At 33.8% G+C, this 22,407-nt stretch carries 23 protein-coding genes; 10 read left to right on the top strand and 13 right to left on the bottom strand.

All coding sequences use genetic code 11. The annotated features are described in order from the left end of the window. Positions 1 to 61 precede the first annotated feature (61 nt). Entirely contained in the window at positions 62 to 1,135 is a 1,074-nt protein-coding gene (locus AACZ41_RS08615) for an outer membrane beta-barrel protein (RefSeq protein WP_339628004.1), read from the top strand. A gap of 81 nt (positions 1,136 to 1,216) precedes the next feature. On the opposite strand, the gene AACZ41_RS08610 is transcribed toward AACZ41_RS08615, so the two are convergent. Further along, positions 1,217 to 1,861, bottom strand: coding sequence for a DUF1684 domain-containing protein (locus AACZ41_RS08610; protein WP_339628003.1), 645 nt, complete (start codon positions 1,859 to 1,861; stop codon positions 1,217 to 1,219). A gap of 87 nt (positions 1,862 to 1,948) precedes the next feature. On the opposite strand from AACZ41_RS08610, the gene AACZ41_RS08605 reads away from it, so the two are divergent. Beyond that, positions 1,949 to 2,686: a DJ-1/PfpI family protein gene (locus tag AACZ41_RS08605; RefSeq protein ID WP_339628002.1), complete on the top strand. Its 738-nt coding sequence runs from the start codon at positions 1,949 to 1,951 to the stop codon at positions 2,684 to 2,686. On the opposite strand, the gene AACZ41_RS08600 is transcribed toward AACZ41_RS08605, so the two are convergent. Next, positions 2,673 to 4,088, bottom strand: coding sequence for an alpha/beta hydrolase (locus AACZ41_RS08600; protein WP_339628001.1), 1,416 nt, complete (start codon positions 4,086 to 4,088; stop codon positions 2,673 to 2,675). The two genes, AACZ41_RS08605 and AACZ41_RS08600, sit on opposite strands and share 14 nt — an antisense overlap. 129 nt (positions 4,089 to 4,217) lie before the next feature. Beyond that, positions 4,218 to 4,667 (bottom strand): Lrp/AsnC family transcriptional regulator, encoded by a 450-nt coding sequence (locus tag AACZ41_RS08595; protein ID WP_339628000.1) that lies wholly within the window; start codon positions 4,665 to 4,667, stop codon positions 4,218 to 4,220. Between the two features lie 118 nt (positions 4,668 to 4,785). On the opposite strand from AACZ41_RS08595, the gene AACZ41_RS08590 reads away from it, so the two are divergent. The 3 genes from AACZ41_RS08590 to AACZ41_RS08580 all read left to right on the top strand — a co-directional run bounded on the left by AACZ41_RS08590 (position 4,786) and on the right by AACZ41_RS08580 (position 6,856). Further along, positions 4,786 to 5,175: a hypothetical protein gene (locus AACZ41_RS08590; protein WP_339627999.1), complete on the top strand. Its 390-nt coding sequence runs from the start codon at positions 4,786 to 4,788 to the stop codon at positions 5,173 to 5,175. Positions 5,176 to 5,260: 85 nt separating this feature from the next. Beyond that, the gene (gene purU / locus AACZ41_RS08585; RefSeq protein WP_339627998.1) at positions 5,261 to 6,112 is read left to right on the top strand and encodes a formyltetrahydrofolate deformylase; all 852 of its coding nucleotides are present in this window, start codon (positions 5,261 to 5,263) and stop codon (positions 6,110 to 6,112) included. Between the two features lie 27 nt (positions 6,113 to 6,139). Beyond that, positions 6,140 to 6,856 (top strand): DUF4197 domain-containing protein, encoded by a 717-nt coding sequence (locus AACZ41_RS08580; RefSeq protein WP_339627997.1) that lies wholly within the window; start codon positions 6,140 to 6,142, stop codon positions 6,854 to 6,856. A gap of 196 nt (positions 6,857 to 7,052) precedes the next feature. Here AACZ41_RS08580 and AACZ41_RS08575 read toward each other — a convergent pair whose 3' ends face one another. Continuing rightward, entirely contained in the window at positions 7,053 to 7,847 is a 795-nt protein-coding gene (locus AACZ41_RS08575; protein ID WP_339627995.1) for an alpha/beta hydrolase, read from the bottom strand. Positions 7,848 to 8,070: 223 nt separating this feature from the next. Between AACZ41_RS08575 and AACZ41_RS08570 the strand changes: the two genes are divergently transcribed. After that, positions 8,071 to 8,262 (top strand): hypothetical protein, encoded by a 192-nt coding sequence (locus AACZ41_RS08570; protein ID WP_339627993.1) that lies wholly within the window; start codon positions 8,071 to 8,073, stop codon positions 8,260 to 8,262. Here AACZ41_RS08570 and pyrF read toward each other — a convergent pair. The 6 genes from pyrF to AACZ41_RS08540 all read right to left on the bottom strand — a co-directional run bounded on the left by pyrF (position 8,245) and on the right by AACZ41_RS08540 (position 15,285). After that, entirely contained in the window at positions 8,245 to 9,075 is an 831-nt protein-coding gene (gene pyrF, locus AACZ41_RS08565) for an orotidine-5'-phosphate decarboxylase (RefSeq protein ID WP_339627992.1), read from the bottom strand. The two genes, AACZ41_RS08570 and pyrF, sit on opposite strands and share 18 nt — an antisense overlap. A gap of 3 nt (positions 9,076 to 9,078) precedes the next feature. Then, on the bottom strand, positions 9,079 to 10,155 hold the full coding sequence (prfA, locus tag AACZ41_RS08560; protein ID WP_339627991.1) for a peptide chain release factor 1: 1,077 nt from the start codon (positions 10,153 to 10,155) through the stop codon (positions 9,079 to 9,081). Between the two features lie 112 nt (positions 10,156 to 10,267). Beyond that, positions 10,268 to 11,221 (bottom strand): FAD:protein FMN transferase, encoded by a 954-nt coding sequence (locus AACZ41_RS08555; protein ID WP_339627990.1) that lies wholly within the window; start codon positions 11,219 to 11,221, stop codon positions 10,268 to 10,270. A 107-nt stretch (positions 11,222 to 11,328) separates the two neighbouring features. Then, positions 11,329 to 11,772, bottom strand: a complete 444-nt coding sequence (locus AACZ41_RS08550) for a Rieske 2Fe-2S domain-containing protein (RefSeq protein ID WP_339627988.1) — start codon at positions 11,770 to 11,772, stop codon at positions 11,329 to 11,331. Positions 11,773 to 11,824: 52 nt separating this feature from the next. Next, on the bottom strand, positions 11,825 to 13,003 hold the full coding sequence (locus tag AACZ41_RS08545) for an AIR synthase related protein (RefSeq protein WP_339627986.1): 1,179 nt from the start codon (positions 13,001 to 13,003) through the stop codon (positions 11,825 to 11,827). Positions 13,004 to 13,098: 95 nt separating this feature from the next. Then, positions 13,099 to 15,285: a glutamine synthetase III gene (locus AACZ41_RS08540; RefSeq protein WP_339627985.1), complete on the bottom strand. Its 2,187-nt coding sequence runs from the start codon at positions 15,283 to 15,285 to the stop codon at positions 13,099 to 13,101. Between the two features lie 190 nt (positions 15,286 to 15,475). Between AACZ41_RS08540 and AACZ41_RS08535 the strand changes: the two genes are divergently transcribed. Next, positions 15,476 to 16,492 (top strand): glutamine synthetase beta-grasp domain-containing protein, encoded by a 1,017-nt coding sequence (locus AACZ41_RS08535; RefSeq protein WP_339627984.1) that lies wholly within the window; start codon positions 15,476 to 15,478, stop codon positions 16,490 to 16,492. Between the two features lie 58 nt (positions 16,493 to 16,550). Here the strand turns inward: AACZ41_RS08535 and AACZ41_RS08530 are convergent, their stop codons facing one another. Then, on the bottom strand, positions 16,551 to 18,146 hold the full coding sequence (locus AACZ41_RS08530) for a carboxypeptidase-like regulatory domain-containing protein (protein ID WP_339627983.1): 1,596 nt from the start codon (positions 18,144 to 18,146) through the stop codon (positions 16,551 to 16,553). Positions 18,147 to 18,161: 15 nt separating this feature from the next. Beyond that, entirely contained in the window at positions 18,162 to 19,100 is a 939-nt protein-coding gene (locus AACZ41_RS08525; RefSeq protein WP_339627982.1) for a calcium/sodium antiporter, read from the bottom strand. 148 nt (positions 19,101 to 19,248) lie between these two features. Between AACZ41_RS08525 and AACZ41_RS08520 the strand changes: the two genes are divergently transcribed. The 3 genes from AACZ41_RS08520 to AACZ41_RS08510 all read left to right on the top strand — a co-directional run bounded on the left by AACZ41_RS08520 (position 19,249) and on the right by AACZ41_RS08510 (position 21,773). Then, positions 19,249 to 19,608 carry a BlaI/MecI/CopY family transcriptional regulator gene (locus AACZ41_RS08520; RefSeq protein WP_339627981.1) on the top strand — a complete coding sequence of 120 codons (360 nt, stop codon included), beginning with the start codon at positions 19,249 to 19,251 and terminating at the stop codon, positions 19,606 to 19,608. After that, positions 19,609 to 21,093, top strand: a complete 1,485-nt coding sequence (locus AACZ41_RS08515; RefSeq protein WP_339627980.1) for a M56 family metallopeptidase — start codon at positions 19,609 to 19,611, stop codon at positions 21,091 to 21,093. 527 nt (positions 21,094 to 21,620) lie between these two features. Continuing rightward, positions 21,621 to 21,773 (top strand): SsrA-binding protein, encoded by a 153-nt coding sequence (locus tag AACZ41_RS08510; RefSeq protein ID WP_339627979.1) that lies wholly within the window; start codon positions 21,621 to 21,623, stop codon positions 21,771 to 21,773. Here the strand turns inward: AACZ41_RS08510 and AACZ41_RS08505 are convergent. After that, complete coding sequence (locus AACZ41_RS08505) at positions 21,770 to 22,282, bottom strand: adenine phosphoribosyltransferase (RefSeq protein ID WP_339627978.1); 513 nt, start codon at positions 22,280 to 22,282, stop codon at positions 21,770 to 21,772. The genes AACZ41_RS08510 and AACZ41_RS08505 overlap by 4 nt on opposite strands. Between the last annotated feature and the right edge of the window lie 125 nt (positions 22,283 to 22,407).

Here is a 22,407-nt window from a genome sequence, read left to right as displayed (position 1 = left end):
CTTTCAACAAATTTATTTTCTCAAACTAATTAATCCCTTGTGGGAATTAAAAACAAAATTTATGAAAACAGTTATCAATACAAAATACGTAAAAAATATCTTAGCATCAGGTCTTATTTTACTTGCTGCGTCAAGTGTTCTTGCACAAGAAGATGAAGAATCAACGCCAAGCTTTACTTTGAGCGGTTCAATTGATGCTTATTACAGAGCAAATTTAAATGGTGATAATTCTGCACCTGGTGGAGTACCAAACGCAGCACCAGGTTCTTCTTTCGCTAACCTTCCTGGTTTCGCATTAGGTATGGCTAATGTAATTGCTGGCTACGAAGGTGAAAAAGTAGGTTTCGTTGCTGATTTGGTTTTCGGTCCAAGAGGAACAGATGCTATTTTCGCTTCACCTATCTATTCTGCAACAGGAAATATTGTAAATCAATTATATGCTTATTGGAATGTTAGTGATGATGTAAAATTAACTTTTGGTAATTTCAATACCTTTTTAGGGTACGAAGTAATTTCTCCAACTGCTAATTTCAACTATAGCACATCTTATTTATTCTCATACGGTCCGTTTTCACATACAGGTCTAAAAGCTGACTTTGCTTTATCTGATGACTTTAGTTTAATGCTTGCAGTAATGAACCGTACCGATGTAACTGAGCTAAACCTTGACGGTAAATATGCCTATGGTGCTCAATTAGGCTATAGTGGTCAATACCTTAATTTATTGATGGACAATGGCGCATATGAAATAGATTATACAGGTGGTTTTGATTTAGCTGACGATTTTTTCTTAGGATTGAACGCAGCTTATTTTGATGGTGGAGACAACGCAGCAGGATTTGCAGGTGTTGCACTTTACCCTCAATTAACTACTTCCGAAGATTTCACAATTGGTCTTAGAGGTGAATATTTCGCAGAATTAGATGGTGATTTTGGCGCTATAGGAACAGGAGTTGACGAGTCTAGCGTATTTGCGGTAACTTTAACTGGAAGCTATTCAGTCGACAATTTAACCATCAAACCAGAATTACGTTTAGATTCTGCCTCTGATGAATCTGGATATTTCGTAGACAGCGATTTAGTTGCACAAAAAAGTCTTTCTTCTTTTGTAATTGCTGCTATATACTCGTTCTAATTAAATGAATTTTATAATTGATGATTATATTAGTTTAAGTTTAAAAACTCGGCATTTAGCCGAGTTTTTTATTTCTGCAACCTAATGTTCAAATGCCTTCACCCCTACTCTTATTTCCGAGTCAATATTGTTAACCGCTGGCACCAAAGGACAAGAATATTTTTTATTGTAAGCACAATATGGATTATAAGCTTTATTAAAATCTAATACAATTTGATTTCCATCAGGAATTCTTAAATCAAGATATCGTCCACCACCATACGTTTCTTCACCATTAGTAGCATCTGTAAAAGGCAGAAATAAGTAATTTTTATATTTTTCTTGAGAAATCAATTCTGGAGTTTGATAAATTTCTAACTGTTGAATTTTCCCGTTTAAGGTGAATTTTGCAATACCATATACCACTTCAGTTGATTCACGCTCGGTTGTAGTCGGCATAGAAAACGGCAAAGCTTCTGGTGTTCTAATAAATTCCGCAACTATCACATAATTAGTATCGGGCTGAAAAAAGTCTAGTGTTTCGAAATCTATTCGAAACCTATCTGCCAACGGAGACGTTTCGGGATTTTTAAATTCGGCATTTAACTTTTCTTGAAACTTTAAAATATCAGCAAGTTTATCCGATGTAACCAACGACTTTTTATCATGATCTACGTCATGGTACTTCTTTTCTTGCTTGCAAGAAAATAACATAAACATAACCGCAATAATTACAAATACCTTCATTCTTTCTTCGTTTACCTTTCAAAAATACAATTTATTCATTGTACCATTTTTGTATATAATCGTACTTTACACATTAATACTATTCTTATGAACTTCAGATACTTTTTTATACTTGCGCTTCTTACTACATTTAGTTGTGAGCGACAAAAGCCAACAAAAGAACCTTTACACGAAGAAATAAGAGTTTTGCCAAAGCTTAACCCTGAGTATTATAACGTGGCATTTTTAATTATGGACGGCACTTTTAATACTGAATTCACCGCGCCTTACGATATTTTTCAACATACCAAATTTAGAGAAGGTATTAAGGCAATGAATACATTTACAGTAGCAAATACACTGAAACCGATTACTACTTTCGAAGGTGTTCGCATTCTTCCAGACTTTGATTATACGAAAGATGATTTACCAAGAATAGATATTCTCGTAGTACCAAGCGCTGAACATTCAATGGATAAAGACTTAAAAGACACCACCATGTTAAGCTTAATTAAAAAGATCGATAAAACTGCACTTTACATAACCAGTCATTGCGATGGTGCATTTCTTTTAGCTGAATCTGGGATACTAGACTCTGTAGCATCGACTACTTTCCCCAGTGATGTTGAAAATTATAAAAAAATGTTTCCAAACCTTGATGTAAAGGACAATGTGCTTTTTGTTCACGATGGCAAATACATTACCTCTGCAGGTGGCGCAAAAAGTTTTAAAGCTGCGCTATATTTATGTGAAGTTCTATATGGAAAAAAAATTACCGAATCACTAGCAAAAGGATTGGTTATCGATTGGGATTTAGAACAAGTTCCTCATCTTACTGTTCAATAATCTCGTAACGAGCATCCCTTAAGTATTTCTCAACAAGCATGTTGAACTCTGGCGTAATACGAAATAAAGCGGTATTCTCTAGTTCATACAGTTCACTTTTGTCGGTATAACCATTTTTCAAAAGCTCTTCTAAATAAAACAATGCAGTGCCATAATCTTCCATTTTAGAACTAGTAGAAATAACCTTTAAATAAGGAGCATAATCTGACGGATCTGTAATGGTTTTTATCATATATAATAAATTCAGCGCTTCTAAATCAACTTCTTTATCTGCAGAAATAAAATCAATATTATCAGAAATTAATGCATTTATATAACCTCTTAATCTGCTAGACATTTGACGTTCGTAAAGCACAGCGCTTTTGTCGAGTTTCGCTAAATCTTCCATCTGATAATTCCACCATCCTAAGTTTGCATAATTATATGAAATAATATCTTCCTCTAAATAATAGCTATAATCTTCCTTTAAAAAGGATTCTTTCAAAAAATAGCTATTCTGATTTCTATTTGCCTTTTTATAAGAATTACTGCGACGCAAAGACTTTTGAGAAATTTTAAGAGAATCCAATTCAACCAATGGGTTGAATACTTTCTCTATATCTGACAATAGATAGTTTGCTAAAATCGGTTTTTCGCTTGAAGCAAAAATATTTGCTTTTGTCATAAACTGCTGATAAGAATCAGCAATTAAACTATCATTTCGCTGAACATCACCTTTTGCCATACTCGTTAAGGTAAGTATCCTAAAAGCGCTAGCAATCGTCTTGATATCAGGTAAAATTCGATCATCATCAAAAACCAATAATTCATTTGGGAATTTCATCTTATTAAGAATTTGCTGAGTATCGAGCATATTTCTAAAACTATAATCAGACCTATTTACAATACCTATAAATTGAAATGTTTGTTTTGAATTCAAGATTTCAATATTACCAACAGAAGCACCTATAGAAACAACACCCTTTATTTCCTTTATGAACGTTGGTAAAATTGAGGCAAACATTGCACCACTTCCAAAACCTGCCGTATATGTGCGATCCTTGGCTACAGGAACTATATTTATTGAAGCGTTGAACATTCTATTAGCAATCAGAACATTTTCAGAAATAGATAAAGAATCATTTACATTATCTGAACTTGCTAAAATATAACCTTCTTTTTCAGCAGCATTTACCATCATTGAAACAGAAGCCTTGCCCCTGCCTTTTAAATCAAATACAAAAATTATAGGCCAAGGTTTCCGAACATCAAAAGTAGAGGGCAAATAGAGTGAAAAAGTTTCTTTTAAAGAATCGTTCACTACTACATTTTCTGTAATTGCACCTCTTAATAATCTCAGTTCTTGAGAATAATTTGTGGTTGATATCAAAACCAAAGCAAAGAATAGTATTTTTTTCATCATTTAATTTGCATCAAAAATCTAGCCAAAAAATTAATTTCTTAAGAATCACTTGCCTTTAATAAAGCTTCAATATCCGATTTAAATTTAATTATACTTTTTAAAAAAGAATTAATATTAATACCATCGAATCTATTTTATTTTATGCATCGGTGCATTTGAAATTACTTGCGATAGTACGATATGAGTTCTGGTTTCACCATATTGAATAAGTTGATCTATAAACTTTTCAAGGTGAAATTGATCCTTCAATACGACTTCCATCACAATATTTTCATTTCCTGTAATTCTATAACAATTTATAACTTCATGTAAGGTAGGCACCACAGCCAAAAAAGGTTTTAACTTACCCATAAAAGCCCTAAGCGTTATAATAGCCTTAAGTTGATGACCTGTTAGTGCGTGTGAGACCGAAGCTTTATAACCTAAAATAATACCAAGGTCCTCCATTTTTTTCACCCGTTCAGCGACAGCAGGTGCAGTTAGCCCTACTATACGCCCAATATTGGCGAACGATTCTCTTGCATTATTTTGTAACTGCCTTAGTATTTTCCAGTTAAGCTCGTCTATCTTTGGATTCAAAAGTATATTCAATTAAAATTAATGTAACTAAAGTAAAATTACGAAATACATTTACAATCGATAGAAAATTATGGAATAACTAACGTAATTTTATATAGTCCCATTATTACCCCACAACATGGCATATCGAAGTTTAAAAAATTTACCTATTTATAGAAAAGCGTTGGAACTTTGTACCATGAGTAGAGAGATTGCTTCATATGTTTCTTTAAATAAGGACCTTATGCGACTTTATGAATCTAAGAGCCTTAGAGATATTATGGCTAATTCTATTTTAACTGATGCGATACTTATACCTCAAAAAATAGCTCAAGTAGAATATTCTAATTGCAATTCTGAACGTTTAGAAAATATATCCTACATTAATATAATTATAAGGAATATAAATTCTTATTGCTTAGGCTTAGAAAAAGATGGTGTAAAAGAAACGGAATACATTAACTTACTTCGTGCAGAGATCAAGAGTTTCAGAAAATTCTATAAAAAATGGAAATCTGAGCATTTATAGATGCTGTTCTTACTACCAATATTAAATTGATTACTTAGTATTTTAAGAATTATGCCCTATTTTTGGCAGCTTAATTACTACTCAATTGAAAACCACTATTTTAGTTCATTGCCCAGATCAATCTGGTATCATAAGTACCGTTACCGGTTTTATACACAGAAATCACGGTAACATCGTTTATCTCGATCAGCATGTAGACAAACCTGCAAACGTTTTTTTCATGCGTACTGTTGTCGAATTCGACAGTGCTTTTTCAAATCTTGATTATTTTAAGTCTTTATTTCAAGATGAACTGGCTTCGCCTTATTCTATGGAATGGAGCTTACATACCGATGATAAGTTACCCAAAATGGCAATTTTCGTCTCTAAATACAACCATTGTTTATACGACTTATTAAGTAGATATCGTTCAGGTGAATTAGCGGTTGAAATACCTTTTGTGCTAAGTAATCATACTGATTTAAAGCATATTGCAGATCAATTTGAAATTCCCTTTTTTCACATTCCATTTAATAAGCAAAATAGAGTTGAAGCAGAAAAAGAACAATTGGCATTGCTTGAAAAATATGAAATTGATTTCATTGTTCTCGCACGGTATATGCAAATTGTAAGTGGCAATCTTATAAGTAAATTCCCTAATAGAATAATAAATATACATCACTCATTTTTACCTGCGTTTGCTGGCGCGAAACCTTATCACGCAGCATTTAAAAGAGGTGTAAAAATTATTGGCGCTACTAGCCATTATGTAACAGAAGAGTTAGATGAAGGTCCAATTATTGAACAGGATGTTACTACGGTAACCCACTCTCACTCAATCGAAGATTTTATAACTAAAGGTAGAGACTTAGAGAAAATTGTACTTTCTAGAGGAGTAAAACTTCATATAGCACGAAAAACAATGGTATACAACAATAAAACCGTTATTTTCTCGTAACCTATGTTAGACCTTAATAATATAATTATGATAAAAAAAATAAGCTTATTTTTTAGTGTGTTCCTCGTATTTTCTTGTACCGAACTTCAACAAATAGTGAACCAATTACCGGGATCTACCAGTACCGGTTTAAGCAATGAAGCTATAGCAAACGGATTAAAAGAAGCACTTGATCAGGGAATCGAAAAACAAGTAAGTAAACTAACCAAGACCGACGGATTTTATAAAAATGATTTGGTCAAAATTCTGATGCCTGAAGAATTACAAAAAGTAGATAAAACTTTACGAGACATAGGCTTAGGGAACTTAGCAGATGAGGGATTAAAAGTTTTAAATCGTGCTGCAGAAGATGCGGTTTCTGAAGCAACACCAATTTTCGTTAATGCGGTAAAGGAAATGTCTTTCGTAGATGCCAAGAATATTCTTTTAGGAGACAATAATGCAGCAACTACATATTTAGAAACTAAGACCAATACTGCTTTATATGATAAATTCAACCCTATCATTAATGCATCATTTAAAAAGGTAGGCGCTGATGAAATTTGGAGTACAATTATATCACGTTATAATGCAATACCCTTAACAACGAATGTAAACCCCGATTTAACTGACTACGTAACCAAAGAAGCCCTTTCTGGGGTTTACACAATGATCGCAGTAGAGGAAGAAGAAATTAGGACAAAACTATCATCACGCACTACAGATGTACTTAAAAAAGTATTTGCCCTTCAGGATAAAAAATAGTTTTTAACACTTACGACAATAACTTAAAAAATATTGCGTTAAAATTGATAGAGAACAATATGCCAACGTATTCATTTTCAATTTTTTGAGATAGTTATTTTTTGAGTTAGTTAGTTAAAAACCGGTGGGAGCACCGGTTTTTTGTTTTTACCTAATTACGAGTAATCACAAAAAATCAAAATGTTTTTAAAATAATTTAATCACTAATTTTAACCGGGAAGGATAAATATTTTATTACTTCATCATTAAAAAACTTCGGCTGTTCTACATTAACTACATGACCACAGTCTTCAACTACTAAAAGCTTCGAGTTTTGATGAAACCCAACAATCTTTCGAATACTAGGAAGAAATAGATAATCTTCTTCACCCATTACATACAGTGTAGGAATTTTAATATCGGCAGCTCTAAAGAATCGTAGTAAAGGGTTTATCTCTGAAGTAAGTTTAAACCAGCGTATAAATTCTTTTTGGTATAGCTTTTTAGCCTCTCTTACAAAAAGAGAACGAGATTCCTTATGATTTTTATTTGGCATTATTATAAATGCAAAAAACTTATACAACCATAGATAAGGAATAATAGTTTTAAAAATTATACCAAGTTTCATGAGTATTTGAGAACGCAGGTTTAATTTCATTATCGCACCACCCATAACCATACTTTCTACGCGCTCTGGATGCATTTCAGCTAAATTACGTATCAAGATAGTACCAAGAGATATTCCTACAAAGTGTGATTTTTCAATATTTTCAAAATTAATTACCTCAACTATATCATTAGTAATGACATCAAATGTATATTTCTCGTCAAATACATTTTTAAGGTTTGGCTTAGAATTTCCATGCCCCCTTAAATCTAAGAGCAACACATTAAAATGCTTTTTAAACTCACGAATCTGTTTGAACCATATAGAAGAACTGCCACCTGCACCATGTACAAAAGTGACCCAGACCGTAGAAGCCTTATGTTTATAAGTTATATAATGAAGCAAATCTGAATCCCTTTCGAATAAGTTAATTTACAATGTATCGATTCTTTTCCACATTCTAATTAGCATAAATGAATATTGCCAAAAATGAGCGTGATTTTAAAGTTTTCATTACATAAGTGTTAAAAAAAAGACAAATTACCTAATAATTAGTTGTATTGCCCAACATGCTGACGTCCAAAAATTGAAACTGCCCGTATATTTGTAAGAACTTAATTTTAGTAGTATGGAAAAGCAATATTGTAAAGTAGGATCGGTAAAACCGATAGCAGCAAATCCTGACATTATCACTTTATTAGAATATCAATATCAAAATTTTATTGACAAAGCTTCGAACTTGCAATCCAATAACCATTTAGGAGAGTTTTTCGAACAAAAGGCACACAAAATTAAAAGAACTTTAGAGAATCTTGTTTAATCTAGACATTTCTATTTCCATTGCTATTTGCAATTCTTTGGCTTTAAGTTTAGCAGCTTCAGCATAATCACGCTGATTAGATGCATAGATAATTCCGCGAGAAGAATTGATCAATAGACCAATGTCTTTGGTCATACCATAAGCACATACATCTTCTAAGCTTCCACCTTGCGCGCCTACACCTGGTACAAGTAAAAAACTATTAGGTACAATTTCACGTATTTCTTTAAGGTATTCAGCCTTTGTAGCGCCTACCACATACATTAAATTCTCAGAATCTTTGTAAGTTGTAGAAACTGACAATACTTCTTTATAAAGCTCTTGACCATCAACTTTTTTTGTTTGGAAATCAAAAGCCCCATCGTTTGAAGTTAACGCCAATAGAATGGTATGTTTATCCTTAAATGCTAAAAATGGCTCTACAGAATCTCTTCCCATGTACGGAGCAATAGTGATGGAATCAAAATTAAGATCTTCAAAAAATGCTTTAGCATATCTTGTAGAAGTATTACCAATATCACCTCTTTTAGCATCGGCAATCGTAAAAATATCTGGATAGTTAGTATTCAAATATTCTATCGTCTTTCTGAGTGAAGACCAACCCTGCACTCCATAAGCCTCATAAAATGCAATATTAGGCTTATAAGCTACACACAAATCATGGGTCGCGTCAATAATAGCTTTATTAAAAGAATATATTGGGTCCTCCTCTTCTAATAAAAACGTTGGTATCTTTTCTAAATCTGTATCTAAGCCGATACATAAAAAGGATTTCTTTTTATGTATTTGGTCTACTAACTCTTGGGTGGTCATATTTTAAAAAATCTCAGAGGCTTCCCTCAATTTCTCCGTATTTTCAACAAAACTCAATTCATCTATTATTCTTTGAATATCACCATCAATAATGTTAGATAGATCATATAAAGTTAGACCAATACGGTGATCAGTCACTCTACCTTGTGGATAGTTATAGGTTCTAATTTTCGCAGAACGGTCACCACTACTTACTTGAGAATTTCGTTTTGCTGCATCGGCCTCTTGCTTCTTAGCCAATTCCATGTCATACAATCGAGATCGCAATACTCTAAAAGCCTTATCCTTATTCTTATGTTGTGATTTCTGATCTTGACATTGTGCTACCAAACCTGTTGGAATATGCGTTAGACGAACTGCAGAATATGTGGTGTTCACCGACTGACCACCTGGCCCTGACGAGCAGAAAAAGTCTATACGAACATCTTTAGGGTCTATTTGTACATCAAAATCTTCAGCCTCTGGCAAAACCATTACCGTAGCTGCACTGGTGTGCACTCTACCCTGTGTTTCGGTTTGAGGAACACGTTGTACACGATGAACACCAGCTTCAAACTTCAAGGTTCCGTAAACATCGGTTCCTGTAACTTCAAACTGAATTTCCTTATACCCACCACTTGTACCTTCGCTAAGGTCAATAACATTAGTTTTCCATCCTTTAGATTCACAATATTTTGTGTACATTCTAAAGAGATCACCAGCGAAAATACTCGCTTCATCACCACCGGTTCCGGCACGTATCTCAACTACTACATCTTTGGCATCTTCAGGATCTTTCGGAATCAGCATGAGTTTAATATCCTCCTCTAATTTAGGCAATCCTCCTTTAGCCTCTTCCATTTGCATTTTAGCCATTTCTAGCATTTCTGCATCACTACCATCAGCAATTATTTCCTCTGCTTCGGCGATATTATTGGTAAGCTCTAAATATTCAGCACGCTTATCCATTAAATTTTTCAGGTCCTTATACTCCTTTGTGAGTTTAACATAACGATCCTGATCAGTAATTATATCTGGCTGAATTATAAGGTCTGAAACCTCATCAAAACGTTGTTTTACGATGTTTAACTTGTCTATCATATGCTTACTTCACTTGTACCGCGAATTTACGATAAATTTACAGACGCCCTAAAGGGATTATTAGTGTAACGTGGAAAAATTATTGAAGGCAACAAGAAATCAAAGGTTCTTTCTAGTTAAGAATGATGCCGTTACTTTTGTGCATTTTATTCTTATTATCAACAATAATAACTTCAGTATCTCCCAATTGATTTATCAATGCCAGACCAGCATCTAAACCCATAACAAAGATTGATGTAGCCAATGCATCAGAAAGTTCTGCACTCTTAGCAAAAACCGATACACTATTAATACCTGTGGATGGAAAACCCGTTTTAGGATTTAATACATGCATAAACTTTTCATCGTTCACCAACATAAAATTAGCATCGCCGCCAGAAGTCGCCACCGATGACTCTAATATTGGAAGCCAAGAAAACAGACCACCTTGACGTTCAGGGTTCACTATACCGATTAACCATTTATCACCAGTGGCCTTAGTACCCCAAGTGGTAATATCTCCATCTAAATTTATGATACCCGCCTTCACATCTTTTGATACTAGCAAAGCCTTTGCCTTATCTGCAGCAAACCCCTTGCCTATACCTCCAAAAGATATTCGCATACCCTTTTTATTAAGATAAACCGTTTGATCCTTACTATTCAATATTATATTCTTATACCCTGTTCTAGAAACAGCTTCTTTAACCTCAAGTTTACTGGGCAACGTACTCATAGAACCATCGAACTTCCAAATATCTTCAAGTACTGTGTAAGTAATATCAAAAGCACCGTTGGTAATTTCAGAAATTTGGGTAGATCTTTCTATAAGCTTATATAGCTCCCAACTGACAGGGACAGGTTTAATACCTGCGTTTTTATTGATGAGACTAGTTTCAGAATCTTCGTCCCAAGAGGAAATTAATTTTTCAATTCTTTGAACCTCCGCCAAGGCTTCTTGTATATAAATATATCCTAACTCTTCATCGACAGAAATGACGGTTATATCAAAACCACCACCCATGACCTCAAATGTTTTCTTGACCGTAACGTACTTTTTTCCTTGACCCACTACGATGTAGGTCATAAGGCAGAAAAATAAAGCACAAATCTTTTTCACTTACTTTCTCTATTTAGAGATAAACATAGGTATAAAGAATAATAAGTTAGGTTGGTGTAATTGAGGTAGAAAATTTATTCGAAAACTCTTAATATTGAACCCTCAAGAGAGGTATTGTATATTTTTAAAGCTTTTGACGTACTATTCGGAATCTCATTTAAAGGTGTACCAGTTTGTGAAAATCTAGAACCATGTACATCACAGTAAAAGATACCACCATCTTGATTTACAAAACGAACCTGATCATATTGCTCATGGCTACAAATTTGAGTAGCAGCAACAAACCCACCTTCTAAATTTTTAACGACTACAACAAGATTCTTTAAAATAAATCCGCCATTATTGGCCAATTTTGCTGCTTCAGGAGAAGTAAGGTCAATGGTAAAATCTATATTGGTCGGTGGTGTTACAATTTCACCTTCTACTTCACTGTCTTTTGAACAACTTCCTAAACAAGGAAATGTTATTGCAAAAGCAGCGCCAGCACCGAGTGTTCTTAAAAATTTCTTTCTTTCCATAGCAAAAGTAGGTATATAATCAAGAACGATATATTTACACTATTCGTATGTACTAATACACAAAGGTACCATGGCTACTAGAAATTGTCAATTTTTTTGAATCTGAAGCTTCTACCCTACCAACAATTTGGGCATCTACACCGAAGCTTTTGGCTATCTCAATAATATCTTCCGCAATTTCTTCAGATAGATAAAATTCTAATCGATGACCACAATTAAAGACTTTATACATCTCTTTCCAATCGGTACCTGATTGCTCTTGAATCAATTTAAAAAGTGGCGGCACCTCGAACAAATTATCTTTTACGATGTGCAGTTCATCAATGAAATGCAAAATTTTTGTTTGGGCTCCCCCACTGCAATGAATCATGCCGTGAATATCATCAGAATTATACTTTGACAGTATTTTTTTAACGATTGGTGCATAGGTTCTTGTTGGAGAAAGCACCAATTTACCTGCATTTATAGGAGAATTTTCAACCTTATCGGTCAACTTGATATTACCTGAATACACCAAATCTTTCGGAACCTCTGCATCAAAACTCTCAGGGAATTTTTCGGCTAAATAATTGGAAAACACATCATGGCGAGCAGATGTTAGTCCGTTACTGCCCATTCCCCCATTATACTCTTTCTCGTAATTCGCCTGACCAAAAGAAGCCAAACCAACGATAACATCACCAGCTTTTATATTCGCATTATCAATAATATCAGACCTTTTCAATCTTGCTGTAACCGTAGAATCAACAATTATAGTTCTTACCAGGTCACCCACATCTGCCGTTTCTCCACCAGTTGAATGAATGATGATTCCGAATTCAACTAAATCCTTTATTAATTCTTCAGTACCGTTGATAATTGCCGATAATACTTCTCCTGGAATTTTATTCTTATTTCTCCCTATGGTAGACGAAAGCATAATATTATCGGTTGCCCCTACACAGATAAGGTCATCTATATTCATTATCAATGCATCTTGAGCAATTCCTTTCCAAACCGAAATATCTCCGGTTTCTTTCCAATACATATAGGCTAAAGAAGATTTTGTGCCTGCACCATCAGCATGCATTACCAAACAATAATCTTCATTTCCCGTAAGATAATCAGGAACGATTTTACAAAAAGCCTTAGGAAAAAGACCTTTATCTATATTCTTAATTGCATTGTGAACATCTTCTTTTGAGGCAGAAACCCCTCTTTGCTGATATCTTTCACTGCTCGATATGGACATAACTTAAATTTGTGGCAAAAATAAGAGAATCATTAAAACTGCAACCCCTCATCCGATTAATATTCGCTCTATTCACTGTAATTATAAATAAGTACTTACTTAATGAATAATAATTCTCGGTATTTGGTCAATGGCCATAACTGATTATCCATCAATTTTTCAAGCTTATCGCTATGTAATCTTATTCCAGAAAAATATGGTTTCACATTATTACAATAGGCTTCCGCTTTATTTTTAGTGTCCTTCAGTGCATTTGCCTTTTTACGTGCATCTGCCATAGCATCAACCATTTTCTTTATACTAACGATATGTTCGGCAATCTCTTCGATCATGGTCAATTGACCTTCAGAGAATTTTTTATGAGCGGCACCGTAAATTTCCTTTAATCCTGATACATTTTTAACCAATGTATTTTGATAAGCTATTGCAGCAGGTATAATATACCCATAGACCAATTCATTATAAACTCTACCCTCTATTTGGGTATGCAAAATATAATTTTCTAAATCTACTTCTTGTCGTGCACGAACCTCAATCTCGCTCATTACTTTCATAGATTGAAAAAGTGCTAAGCTTTCTTTAGAGGTCAATACATTAAGAGCTTCAGGTGTATTTCTATTATTACTCAACTTTCGTCGCTTAGCCTCGCTCTCCCATTCTGCACTATACCCATCACCATCGAAACGTATACGCTTCGATGTTTTAATATATTCTCGAAGCACATTAAAAATCGCTTCATCTTTTTTCAACGCTTTTTTATCAATTAATACATCAACCTCCTTTTTAAAATCCTTCAGTTGCTTTGCAACTATCGTATTCAAAATGGTCATGGGCTTAGCACAATTAGTTTTAGCCCCTACACCACGCATTTCAAATTTATTACCCGTAAAAGCAAAAGGCGATGTTCTATTACGATCCGTATTATCCATCAAGATCTCAGGGATTTTACCTACCACATTTAACTTCAATTCGGTTTTCTCTTCTGGTGATAATTTTCCTTTCGATACTCCTTCTAACTCATCTAGCACACTACTTAATTGCGTACCGACAAAAATTGAAAAAATGGCCGGTGGCGCTTCATTTGCACCCAAACGATAATCATTACCTGCCGATGCTATTGAAGAACGTAAAAGTTCTTCATAGGTATCAACTGCCTTAATCGTATTTATAAAGAAGGTAAGAAACTGTAAATTTTTCATCGGCGTAGAACCAGGGCTTAGCAAGTTTACACCGGTATCAGTTGCCAAAGACCAGTTATTATGTTTACCCGAACCATTGATACCTGCAAAAGGTTTTTCATGAAACAGTACGGTAAAATGATGTTTATCGGCAATTTTGTCCATAACATCCATTAGAAGAAGATTATGGTCAATCGCAAGATTAGCTTCTTCAAAAACAGGCGCTAATTCAAATTGATTTGGCGCAACCTCATTATGTCTTGTTTTTACCGGTATGCCCAACTTGGTACACTCTTTTTCCAAATCGCTCATAAAGCTCAACACACGACTTGGTATTACTCCGAAATAATGATCATCTAACTGCTGACCCTTTGCAGGAGTTTCACCTACTAAAGTGCGACCTGTCATCATAATATCTGGTCTAGAATGCGCGAGTGCCTTATCAATTAAGAAATATTCTTGCTCCCAACCTAAGGTGGCGCTTACTTTGGAAACATTTTTATCAAAATATTTCGCAACGGCAGTAGCAGCATCGTCAACAGCGCTCAATGCTCTTAACAAAGGAGCTTTATTATCTAAAGCTTCTCCCGTATAGGAAACAAAAATGGTTGGTATACATAATGTGGTACCATAAATAAAAGCAGGTGACGAGGGATCCCAAGCGGTATAACCTCGGGCTTCAAAGGTATTTCGAATTCCACCACTAGGAAAACTAGAGGCGTCGGGTTCTTGCTGAACCAACTGGCCACCTCCAAATTTTTCCAATGCGGTACCATCTGGTAATAAATCAAAAAAGGCATCATGTTTCTCAGCGGTAGAACCGGTTAGTGGTTGAAACCAATGGGTGTAGTGTGTTGCACCCATGCCAATGGCCCAACCTTTTATGGCTTCTGCAACCTGATCTGCTATTTTTCGGTCGATCTTAGAACCAGAAACCATAGCTCCTTTTAAACTCTCTAATGCATCTTTGGTAAGATATTGTAACATCTTACTTTCATTAAAAACATTAATTCCGAATAAATCAGATCGCCTTCCTTTTTCTTCAATGGCGATACTATTTCTTGTCTGACTTTGGGCAATTGCCTCGAATCTTGATGATATCATATGCGAATACATTATTAATTCGACAAAATTACGTTCAATAAATATAAATATGACAAAATACCCAACAAAAAATAGGGGTAGAAAACAATTAATTTAATTTTTAAAGATTTACCCCCTTAAAAATTCATATGAAATGATAAAAAACATATTTTTGCTTGTCTTTTATTCAAAAAAATATAACTATTATATTATGAGCAAAACAAAATTAGAATACATCTGGTTAGATGGATATTTTCCAACCCAAAACATGAGAAGCAAAACCAAAGTGGTTAATGACTTTGGTGGTAAATTAGAAGATTGCGAAATGTGGTCTTTTGATGGAAGTTCAACACGACAAGCTGAAGGTGGTTCTTCTGACTGTTTGCTTAAGCCAGTTGCTATTTTTCCAGATCCTGCAAGAAAGGACGGATTTTTAGTAATGACCGAAGTTTTAAATGCAGACGGAACTCCACACGCATCAAACGGAAGAGCTACTATAGAAGATGAAGACAATGATTTCTGGTTCGGTTTCGAGCAAGAATACTTTATCATGGATACCAAAACACAATTACCTTTAGGTTTCCCTATTGGTGGTTATCCTGCTCCACAAGGAATGTACTACTGTTCTGTTGGTGGATTACATACCCACGGAAGAGATTTAGTTGAAGAGCATGCTGATCTTTGTATCGCTGCCGGACTTAACTTTGAAGGTATTAACCAAGAGGTAGCTTCTGGACAATGGGAATTTCAATTGTTCGCTAAAGGCGCTAAATTGGCCGGTGACGAAATGTGGGTCGCACGTTATTTACTAGATCGTCTAACAGAACAATATGGTTATTATATAGAATATCACCCAAAACCATTAGGTAAAGAATTGGACTGGAACGGTTCAGGTATGCACGCAAATTTCTCTAACACTACGTTAAGAACTTGTGGTTCTAAAGAAATTTATGAAAAAATTTGTGAGGCATTCAGACCTGTGGTAAAAGAACATATTGCTGTTTACGGTGAATTTAACGACCAACGTTTGACCGGCCTTCACGAAACTGCTGCAATTACGGATTTCAGTTATGGTGTTTCTGATAGAGGTGCTTCAATTAGAATTCCTATCATTACCGTTCAAAAAGGATGGAAAGGTTGGTTAGAAGACAGAAGACCTGCTTCTAATGGTGATCCTTATAAAATTGCTGGTAGAATTATAAAAACGGTTAAGTCGGCTAAGATCTAATACCAAATTAATTGTTGATTATACTAAAAGCGCCTTGGATTTCTCCAGGGCGTTTTTTTTAGTTATTAATAGTTTTCAATGGTGTGTTCATCCAATACTCATCGAAATTCTCTAGTTTAATGATTGGTTGAATTGTATCAAAAATGGGAATATCTTTTTTCATAAATAAGGTATCTTTCAACACACTACCATTGGCCTTTATTTCTTGTACAAAAAATTCACGAAATTGCCTGTACGATTCATATTTCATTTCATTTACCTTAACAAGACCTTTATTTCTAACATCCGTAACTTTTGCAGATAAAAGTTTCATTAAATCAAATCTCCGTGATTGAGCTGCATCCATTTTGAAAATTAAGTTTCTAAAGTCCTTATCACTCAATTTTGGATATACCTCTACCTCCGTTTCCAACACTTTAATTCTGTCAATTTCTATTTTCTTATCTTCAACGCGTATATCATAATTACCTTTTTTAGCCGCAGATACTTCCTGCAAGAGGTCATTGAATTTAACTATGAAACAACCTTTGGGGCCATCTAATAATACTTCTTCAACTATAAATTCTGGTGGTTGCCCAACCTCAAAAGTATTGAAGAAAGAAATATAGTTTGGATACATTTTACCATACTTTCTTTTATACTCTGTAATTACCTCAAAAATGGCGACATTATCATTACCCTGCTTGTTTACCTGTCCTTTTTCAACCTTTCTTAACCTATCGTAAAGCGTATATTCCATTTTATGAATGGCAAAATCTTTTTTAGAGATAAATAGTTTGCCATAGGCTAAATATTTAACAATAGACTGTTTAAAGCTTATTACATAGAGTACTTCATTATCATCTTGAATATCGTTCTCTTTCTCAAAAAAATGATTCTCTATAAAATCGCTCTCTAAAACATTTACTAAATCATAAGAATTTACCTTATGATTTCTGATAGCATCATGAATACGTAATATGGTTAACTCATTCCCCCCATAACTATCGAGATAAGCCTTATCAATAAACTTTTTGTAATTTTTGTAGTCATATTTCTTTTCACCCTCGGGATCATGTATAAAATTAATATTGTTACTATAATCATAAATACGGACATTAGAACTTACATGATCATTAGTATTGAAGCCTTTATCGATAACTTCTAAAATTGCCTCGTTCAAGTTTACATAATTATCATCTTTTATTTGGTAGTCCCTATAATAACCGATCGCAGCAAATTCCATAGCAGGATAATTGTTGGAAATACTCGCAATTGCTTTTCTTACAATGGCTCTAGCACTAAGACCATTTCTTTTTCTTTTAGCACTCACAACTGCCTCACTTAAAGAAATTGTAGCTGGAGATAAACGAATGATGTTAATATCATTGGGAGAAAGTTTTTGTAGTTCAAATTCCTTTTTTTTATAACCCATGTAAGAAATTTCAATAGACTCACCTGATTCCCTTAAGTATATGGGTAGTCGAAAACTACCATCCATATTGGTAATAACACCATTCTCTTTACCCTTAATACTTACCGTTGCAAATAGTACAGGTTCACCGGTTTGTTGATCTAATACCTTAGCTCTAAGAAATTCAGAAGTTTGCGCAGATAGCGATACGCAAGTACTTGCTAAAAGGAAGAAAAAAAGAAATTTAGTGGTAAAATGCACATAGTTTGGTTTTGGTCAACCTATGGTAACGTACACAAAGGCCAAGTAGATTCCCACAAGAATCATACCATCTCTCCAGCCCAAACGCAACCCTTTAGGTATAAACACCAAAGGCAGAATCAGAAAGGAAATACCCAACATCCAAAAAATATCATTGGTCAATAAGCCCTGATCGATTACGCGAATAGGGGTTATAATTGAAGTTATACCTAAAACAGCTAGCAGATTAAAGATATTAGACCCTATTAAATTTCCTAATGAAATAGCTTTTTCCTTTTTTATTACTGCTATTACCGATGCCGCTAATTCTGGAATACTAGTACCTAAAGAAACAATTGTAATAGCTATTACACGCTCACTAACACCAAACGCAGTAGCCATACCGACTGCACCATTAATCAATAATTCTGAACCACCCCAAAGAGCACAACCACCTAAACCTAAAAAAAGTGCGGTTTTATATGTTGGCATCATTACGTCATCTTCATCATCTTCATCGATTACTGCCGGTTTTTGAAACCGTAATAAATACACCAAGAATAAGAAAAGAAAAATTACCATGGTAATACCTTCGTACTTCTCTAAAACTCCATCAAAATATATAAAGAAGAAAAAGAGTAATGAGGCCAACATCATAACCGGCCAATCCGTGTTATAAAAACTTTTACTTACATCAATAGGGCTTAACAAAATTGTTATCGCTAGTACCAATCCTAAATTGGCAATATTAGACCCTACAACATTACCTAAAGCTAAATCTGGGAAACCATCCAATGCAGCATTTATACTAACAATTAATTCTGGTGCCGAGGTAGCGAAAGAAACGACCGTCATACCTATAACAATTTTCGGAATCTTTAATTTCAGCGATAAATCGACAGCAGCTTTTAAAAGCCAATTACCACCGACTATCAACAAAAACAGTCCGCCAAGAATAAAAAGAAAGTTCTGCATGAAAAGAATTTACACAAATATAAATAGAAGAAACCTGTTGGTAAGCAACTATTGATAGTATATAAAAAACTAAAAATATAGTTAAATAACTATTTTTATAGTTTTAAAACTATAAAAATAGTTTACATTCGTAAAACGAAAATAGACCATGGAAAAATTAACAAATAAGGAAGAAGAAATCATGAAAATTCTTTGGCGCTTAAAAAAAGCGTTTGTCAAAGAAATAATGGATGAGATTACCAAAAACAAACCGCATTACAATACATTATCTACTATTGTACGGAATTTAGAGGAAAAGAACTTTGTAGGTTTTACGGCCTATGGAAAAACACATCAATATCATCCGATTGTAACAAAAGAGAGTTATTATAAGGCTTATGTAAATGAAGATATGGTAGGGTATTTTGACAATTCTTACAAGAATATAGTATCATTTTTCGCTAAGGAGGAAAAAATTTCGGTCGAAGAATTAAAGGAAATCATTTCACTAATTGAAAACAGTAAATAGATGGAAGCACTATTCTACTATATAGTAAAAATAAGTTCTGTACTACTCCTATTTTTTAGTTGTTATCAACTATTTTTAAGGAAAGAAACCTTGTTTCAGTTCAATAGATTCTTTCTTCTTAGTGGACTTATACTCTCTGCACTATTCCCATTATTATATATAACGATTACTATTAACGCCCCTATATTTGATTTAACAAATACCAATGTAGCTATACCCTCATTATCTGAAACCTCAACCGTTAATGATTTTACTCACTATTCATTCTTAATAACACTATATCTGATTGGGGCCTTCATATTATTCATTAAATTGTTTCGACAAGGCCTAGATTTAAATAGAGTCCTTAATACGGGTGAGCGGGTTAAATTACCGGCAACAGTTCACATTAAAACTAAGGCCACTATACAGCCTTTCTCGTTTTTCAAAAGTATTGTTTACAATCCTTCACTACATTCAGAAAAAGAATTAGAAGCCATAGTTGCACACGAAGAAGTTCATGCCGCACAATTACATTCTTTAGATATTATATTGATGGAAGTTTTTATAATACTACAATGGTTTAATCCCATTGTTTGGTTATATCGAATAGCCGTTAAACAAAATTTAGAATTTCTTGCCGATACAGAAAATCATCAAATCAAAACCAACAAAAAAGCATATCAATACATCTTACTGCAAAGGGCAGTTGGAAATCATCATTTATCAATCGTCAATCCATTTTTTAATTCATTAATCAAAAAACGAATCATCATGATCAATCAACAAAAATCACACAAATTAAAAGCATTTAAGAGTTTATTAATTCTGCCATTTCTAGCCTTCTTTTTAGTAAGCTTCAATGTAAGGGAAGTTTATTCCTATAAGAATATTTCGCAATCTGATTCTATACAAAACACCATAGAACTACTTATAGATAAAAATACTTCAGATTCAAAATTATTAAAAATTAAAGCAGATTTAGCCAAGGATAAATTTGATTTCTCCTATACTACGGTCAGAAATAAAAATGGGGAAATAAAAAACATATCTATAGAAATTTCTGGTGGAAATAAGAAAAATGGAGAGGTTAGTAGCCGATTCAACTCTGTATCTGACAATGACACCATCGACCCAACCTATATATTAATAGAAACCGACAATAATAGTATTCTATTTAGAACCGGAGACGTAACTAATAAAGCAACCAAAATAAAAAAGTCTACAACTGGCAACAATAAAAAAATATCCATCAGTACTACTACTACCGAAGATTACGACTTTAAAATAGTAGAAAAGGAAGACAACGGATTTATGTTTGTAACTACAGATGGCAAAGAAGGACCACTGTTTTATATTGACGGAAAAAAAAGCGACGCCAAGACCCTTAATAATTTAGATGAGAGTACTATTAAATCTATGAATGTCATTAAAGGTGGCGAAGCTATTGAAAAATATGGGAAAGAAGCTAAACATGGAGTCATTGAGATAATTACAGAAGAATAATCATCTAATAAATTTATTGGGGATTGACCTTAATATAAATCCGGTGTTTCCATAACATCGGATTTTTTGATTTTAATGATGAAATAGCCTTTTTAGTCAATTTGAACAATGAAAAGCCCCTTACAATTTAAAAGTTACTCAAATACACCTCTACATTTATTTCATAATTAAACTAAAAAATAATATTTTATATCATATTAAAACTAATATGTAGATGAATACTTATATATTATAACTTTTATAATTTATTAACTTACAGTTATGCAATTGATTACACTAATTTAACAAGTTTTATTTGCACATCGGATTAAGCCCATATATCTTTCATGAACAATCATTCATAAAACGTTCAACCAATAAAATCTTTAGTCATGATAGCTATAATAAAACTTTTAATTGTATTGATATTGAGTATAGTAATAGCTCTTGGGTTTTGGTAATTCGATTTGTTATTAAGTAAAAAATTCGAGATAAAGCGACTTGGCCATTCGTTTTTTATTTTATGTATTTTTGTGAAAATATTTATCTTGAAAAAAGAACTCTATAAATTACTGGCGAAACTTAATAAAGTTTTACTACCATCTTATTCAAAACAACGACTAGACCTTTCAAAAGCAAGTAAAATGCAAATGGCATTAATTGGATGGCGTTATTTTGTGACTACCAATGCACTTGATTAATATTTTAAAAGAGATTGTACCGAGTACTCATTGATTTTTGACGAACCTGCTAGAAAAGTAAGTTCTATTAAAAAATTACATTGAACTATTTCACCCCCTAAGCGTTCTATCAACTTACATGCTGCATTTGCTGTACCACCAGTCGCAAGTACATCATCATGCACGAGTACCTTTTCGCCCTTTACTATAGCGTCTTTATGAATTTCAAGTGTATCAGTGCCATATTCAAGATTATAAGTCTCACTCAGTGTTGTAGATGGTAATTTTCCTGGTTTGCGTATAGGCACAAAACCAGCATTAAGCCTATTTGCAAGCATAGGCCCAAATATGAACCCCCTACTCTCCATACCAACAACCTTATCAACTTTTTGCCCGTTCAATAATTTAATCAGTGCATTGGTAGTTTCTTCTAATGCAGAAGGGTTTTGTAATAACAAAGTTATGTCCTTAAAAATCACACCTTCCTTAGGAAAATCAGGTACATCTCTAATTAAGCTTTTTAAATCCATTTAATATAGTGCTCTTAATTTTGTGGTAAATGTAAAAAGAAATATATTTGCAGCCCGTTAAGGGAAATTTTAAAAGGCCTCGTGGCGCAACTGAATAGCGCACTTGATTACGGCTCAAGAGGTTA

The sequence above is a fragment of the uncultured Maribacter sp. genome, from assembly GCF_963974015.1.
Lineage (GTDB): Bacteria > Bacteroidota > Bacteroidia > Flavobacteriales > Flavobacteriaceae > Maribacter.
Note: the sequence above shows the minus strand (reverse complement) of the source record. Positions and strands in the feature narration are given on the sequence as shown.

Coding starts and splice junctions, on each gene's coding strand:
- pyrF (WP_339627992.1), bottom strand. CDS start 9,075: ATGACCACCCAAGAGTTAGTAGACCAAATACATAAAAAGAAATCCTTT.
- AACZ41_RS08515 (WP_339627980.1), top strand. CDS start 19,609: ATGGAAGCACTATTCTACTATATAGTAAAAATAAGTTCTGTACTACTC.
- AACZ41_RS08590 (WP_339627999.1), top strand. CDS start 4,786: ATGGCATATCGAAGTTTAAAAAATTTACCTATTTATAGAAAAGCGTTG.
- AACZ41_RS08555 (WP_339627990.1), bottom strand. CDS start 11,221: ATGACCTACATCGTAGTGGGTCAAGGAAAAAAGTACGTTACGGTCAAG.
- AACZ41_RS08570 (WP_339627993.1), top strand. CDS start 8,071: ATGGAAAAGCAATATTGTAAAGTAGGATCGGTAAAACCGATAGCAGCA.
- AACZ41_RS08540 (WP_339627985.1), bottom strand. CDS start 15,285: ATGATATCATCAAGATTCGAGGCAATTGCCCAAAGTCAGACAAGAAAT.
- AACZ41_RS08580 (WP_339627997.1), top strand. CDS start 6,140: ATGATAAAAAAAATAAGCTTATTTTTTAGTGTGTTCCTCGTATTTTCT.
- AACZ41_RS08615 (WP_339628004.1), top strand. CDS start 62: ATGAAAACAGTTATCAATACAAAATACGTAAAAAATATCTTAGCATCA.
- prfA (WP_339627991.1), bottom strand. CDS start 10,155: ATGATAGACAAGTTAAACATCGTAAAACAACGTTTTGATGAGGTTTCA.
- AACZ41_RS08520 (WP_339627981.1), top strand. CDS start 19,249: ATGGAAAAATTAACAAATAAGGAAGAAGAAATCATGAAAATTCTTTGG.
- AACZ41_RS08610 (WP_339628003.1), bottom strand. CDS start 1,861: ATGAAGGTATTTGTAATTATTGCGGTTATGTTTATGTTATTTTCTTGC.
- AACZ41_RS08605 (WP_339628002.1), top strand. CDS start 1,949: ATGAACTTCAGATACTTTTTTATACTTGCGCTTCTTACTACATTTAGT.
- AACZ41_RS08545 (WP_339627986.1), bottom strand. CDS start 13,003: ATGTCCATATCGAGCAGTGAAAGATATCAGCAAAGAGGGGTTTCTGCC.
- AACZ41_RS08535 (WP_339627984.1), top strand. CDS start 15,476: ATGAGCAAAACAAAATTAGAATACATCTGGTTAGATGGATATTTTCCA.
- AACZ41_RS08525 (WP_339627982.1), bottom strand. CDS start 19,100: ATGCAGAACTTTCTTTTTATTCTTGGCGGACTGTTTTTGTTGATAGTC.
- AACZ41_RS08600 (WP_339628001.1), bottom strand. CDS start 4,088: ATGATGAAAAAAATACTATTCTTTGCTTTGGTTTTGATATCAACCACA.
- AACZ41_RS08505 (WP_339627978.1), bottom strand. CDS start 22,282: ATGGATTTAAAAAGCTTAATTAGAGATGTACCTGATTTTCCTAAGGAA.
- AACZ41_RS08550 (WP_339627988.1), bottom strand. CDS start 11,772: ATGGAAAGAAAGAAATTTTTAAGAACACTCGGTGCTGGCGCTGCTTTT.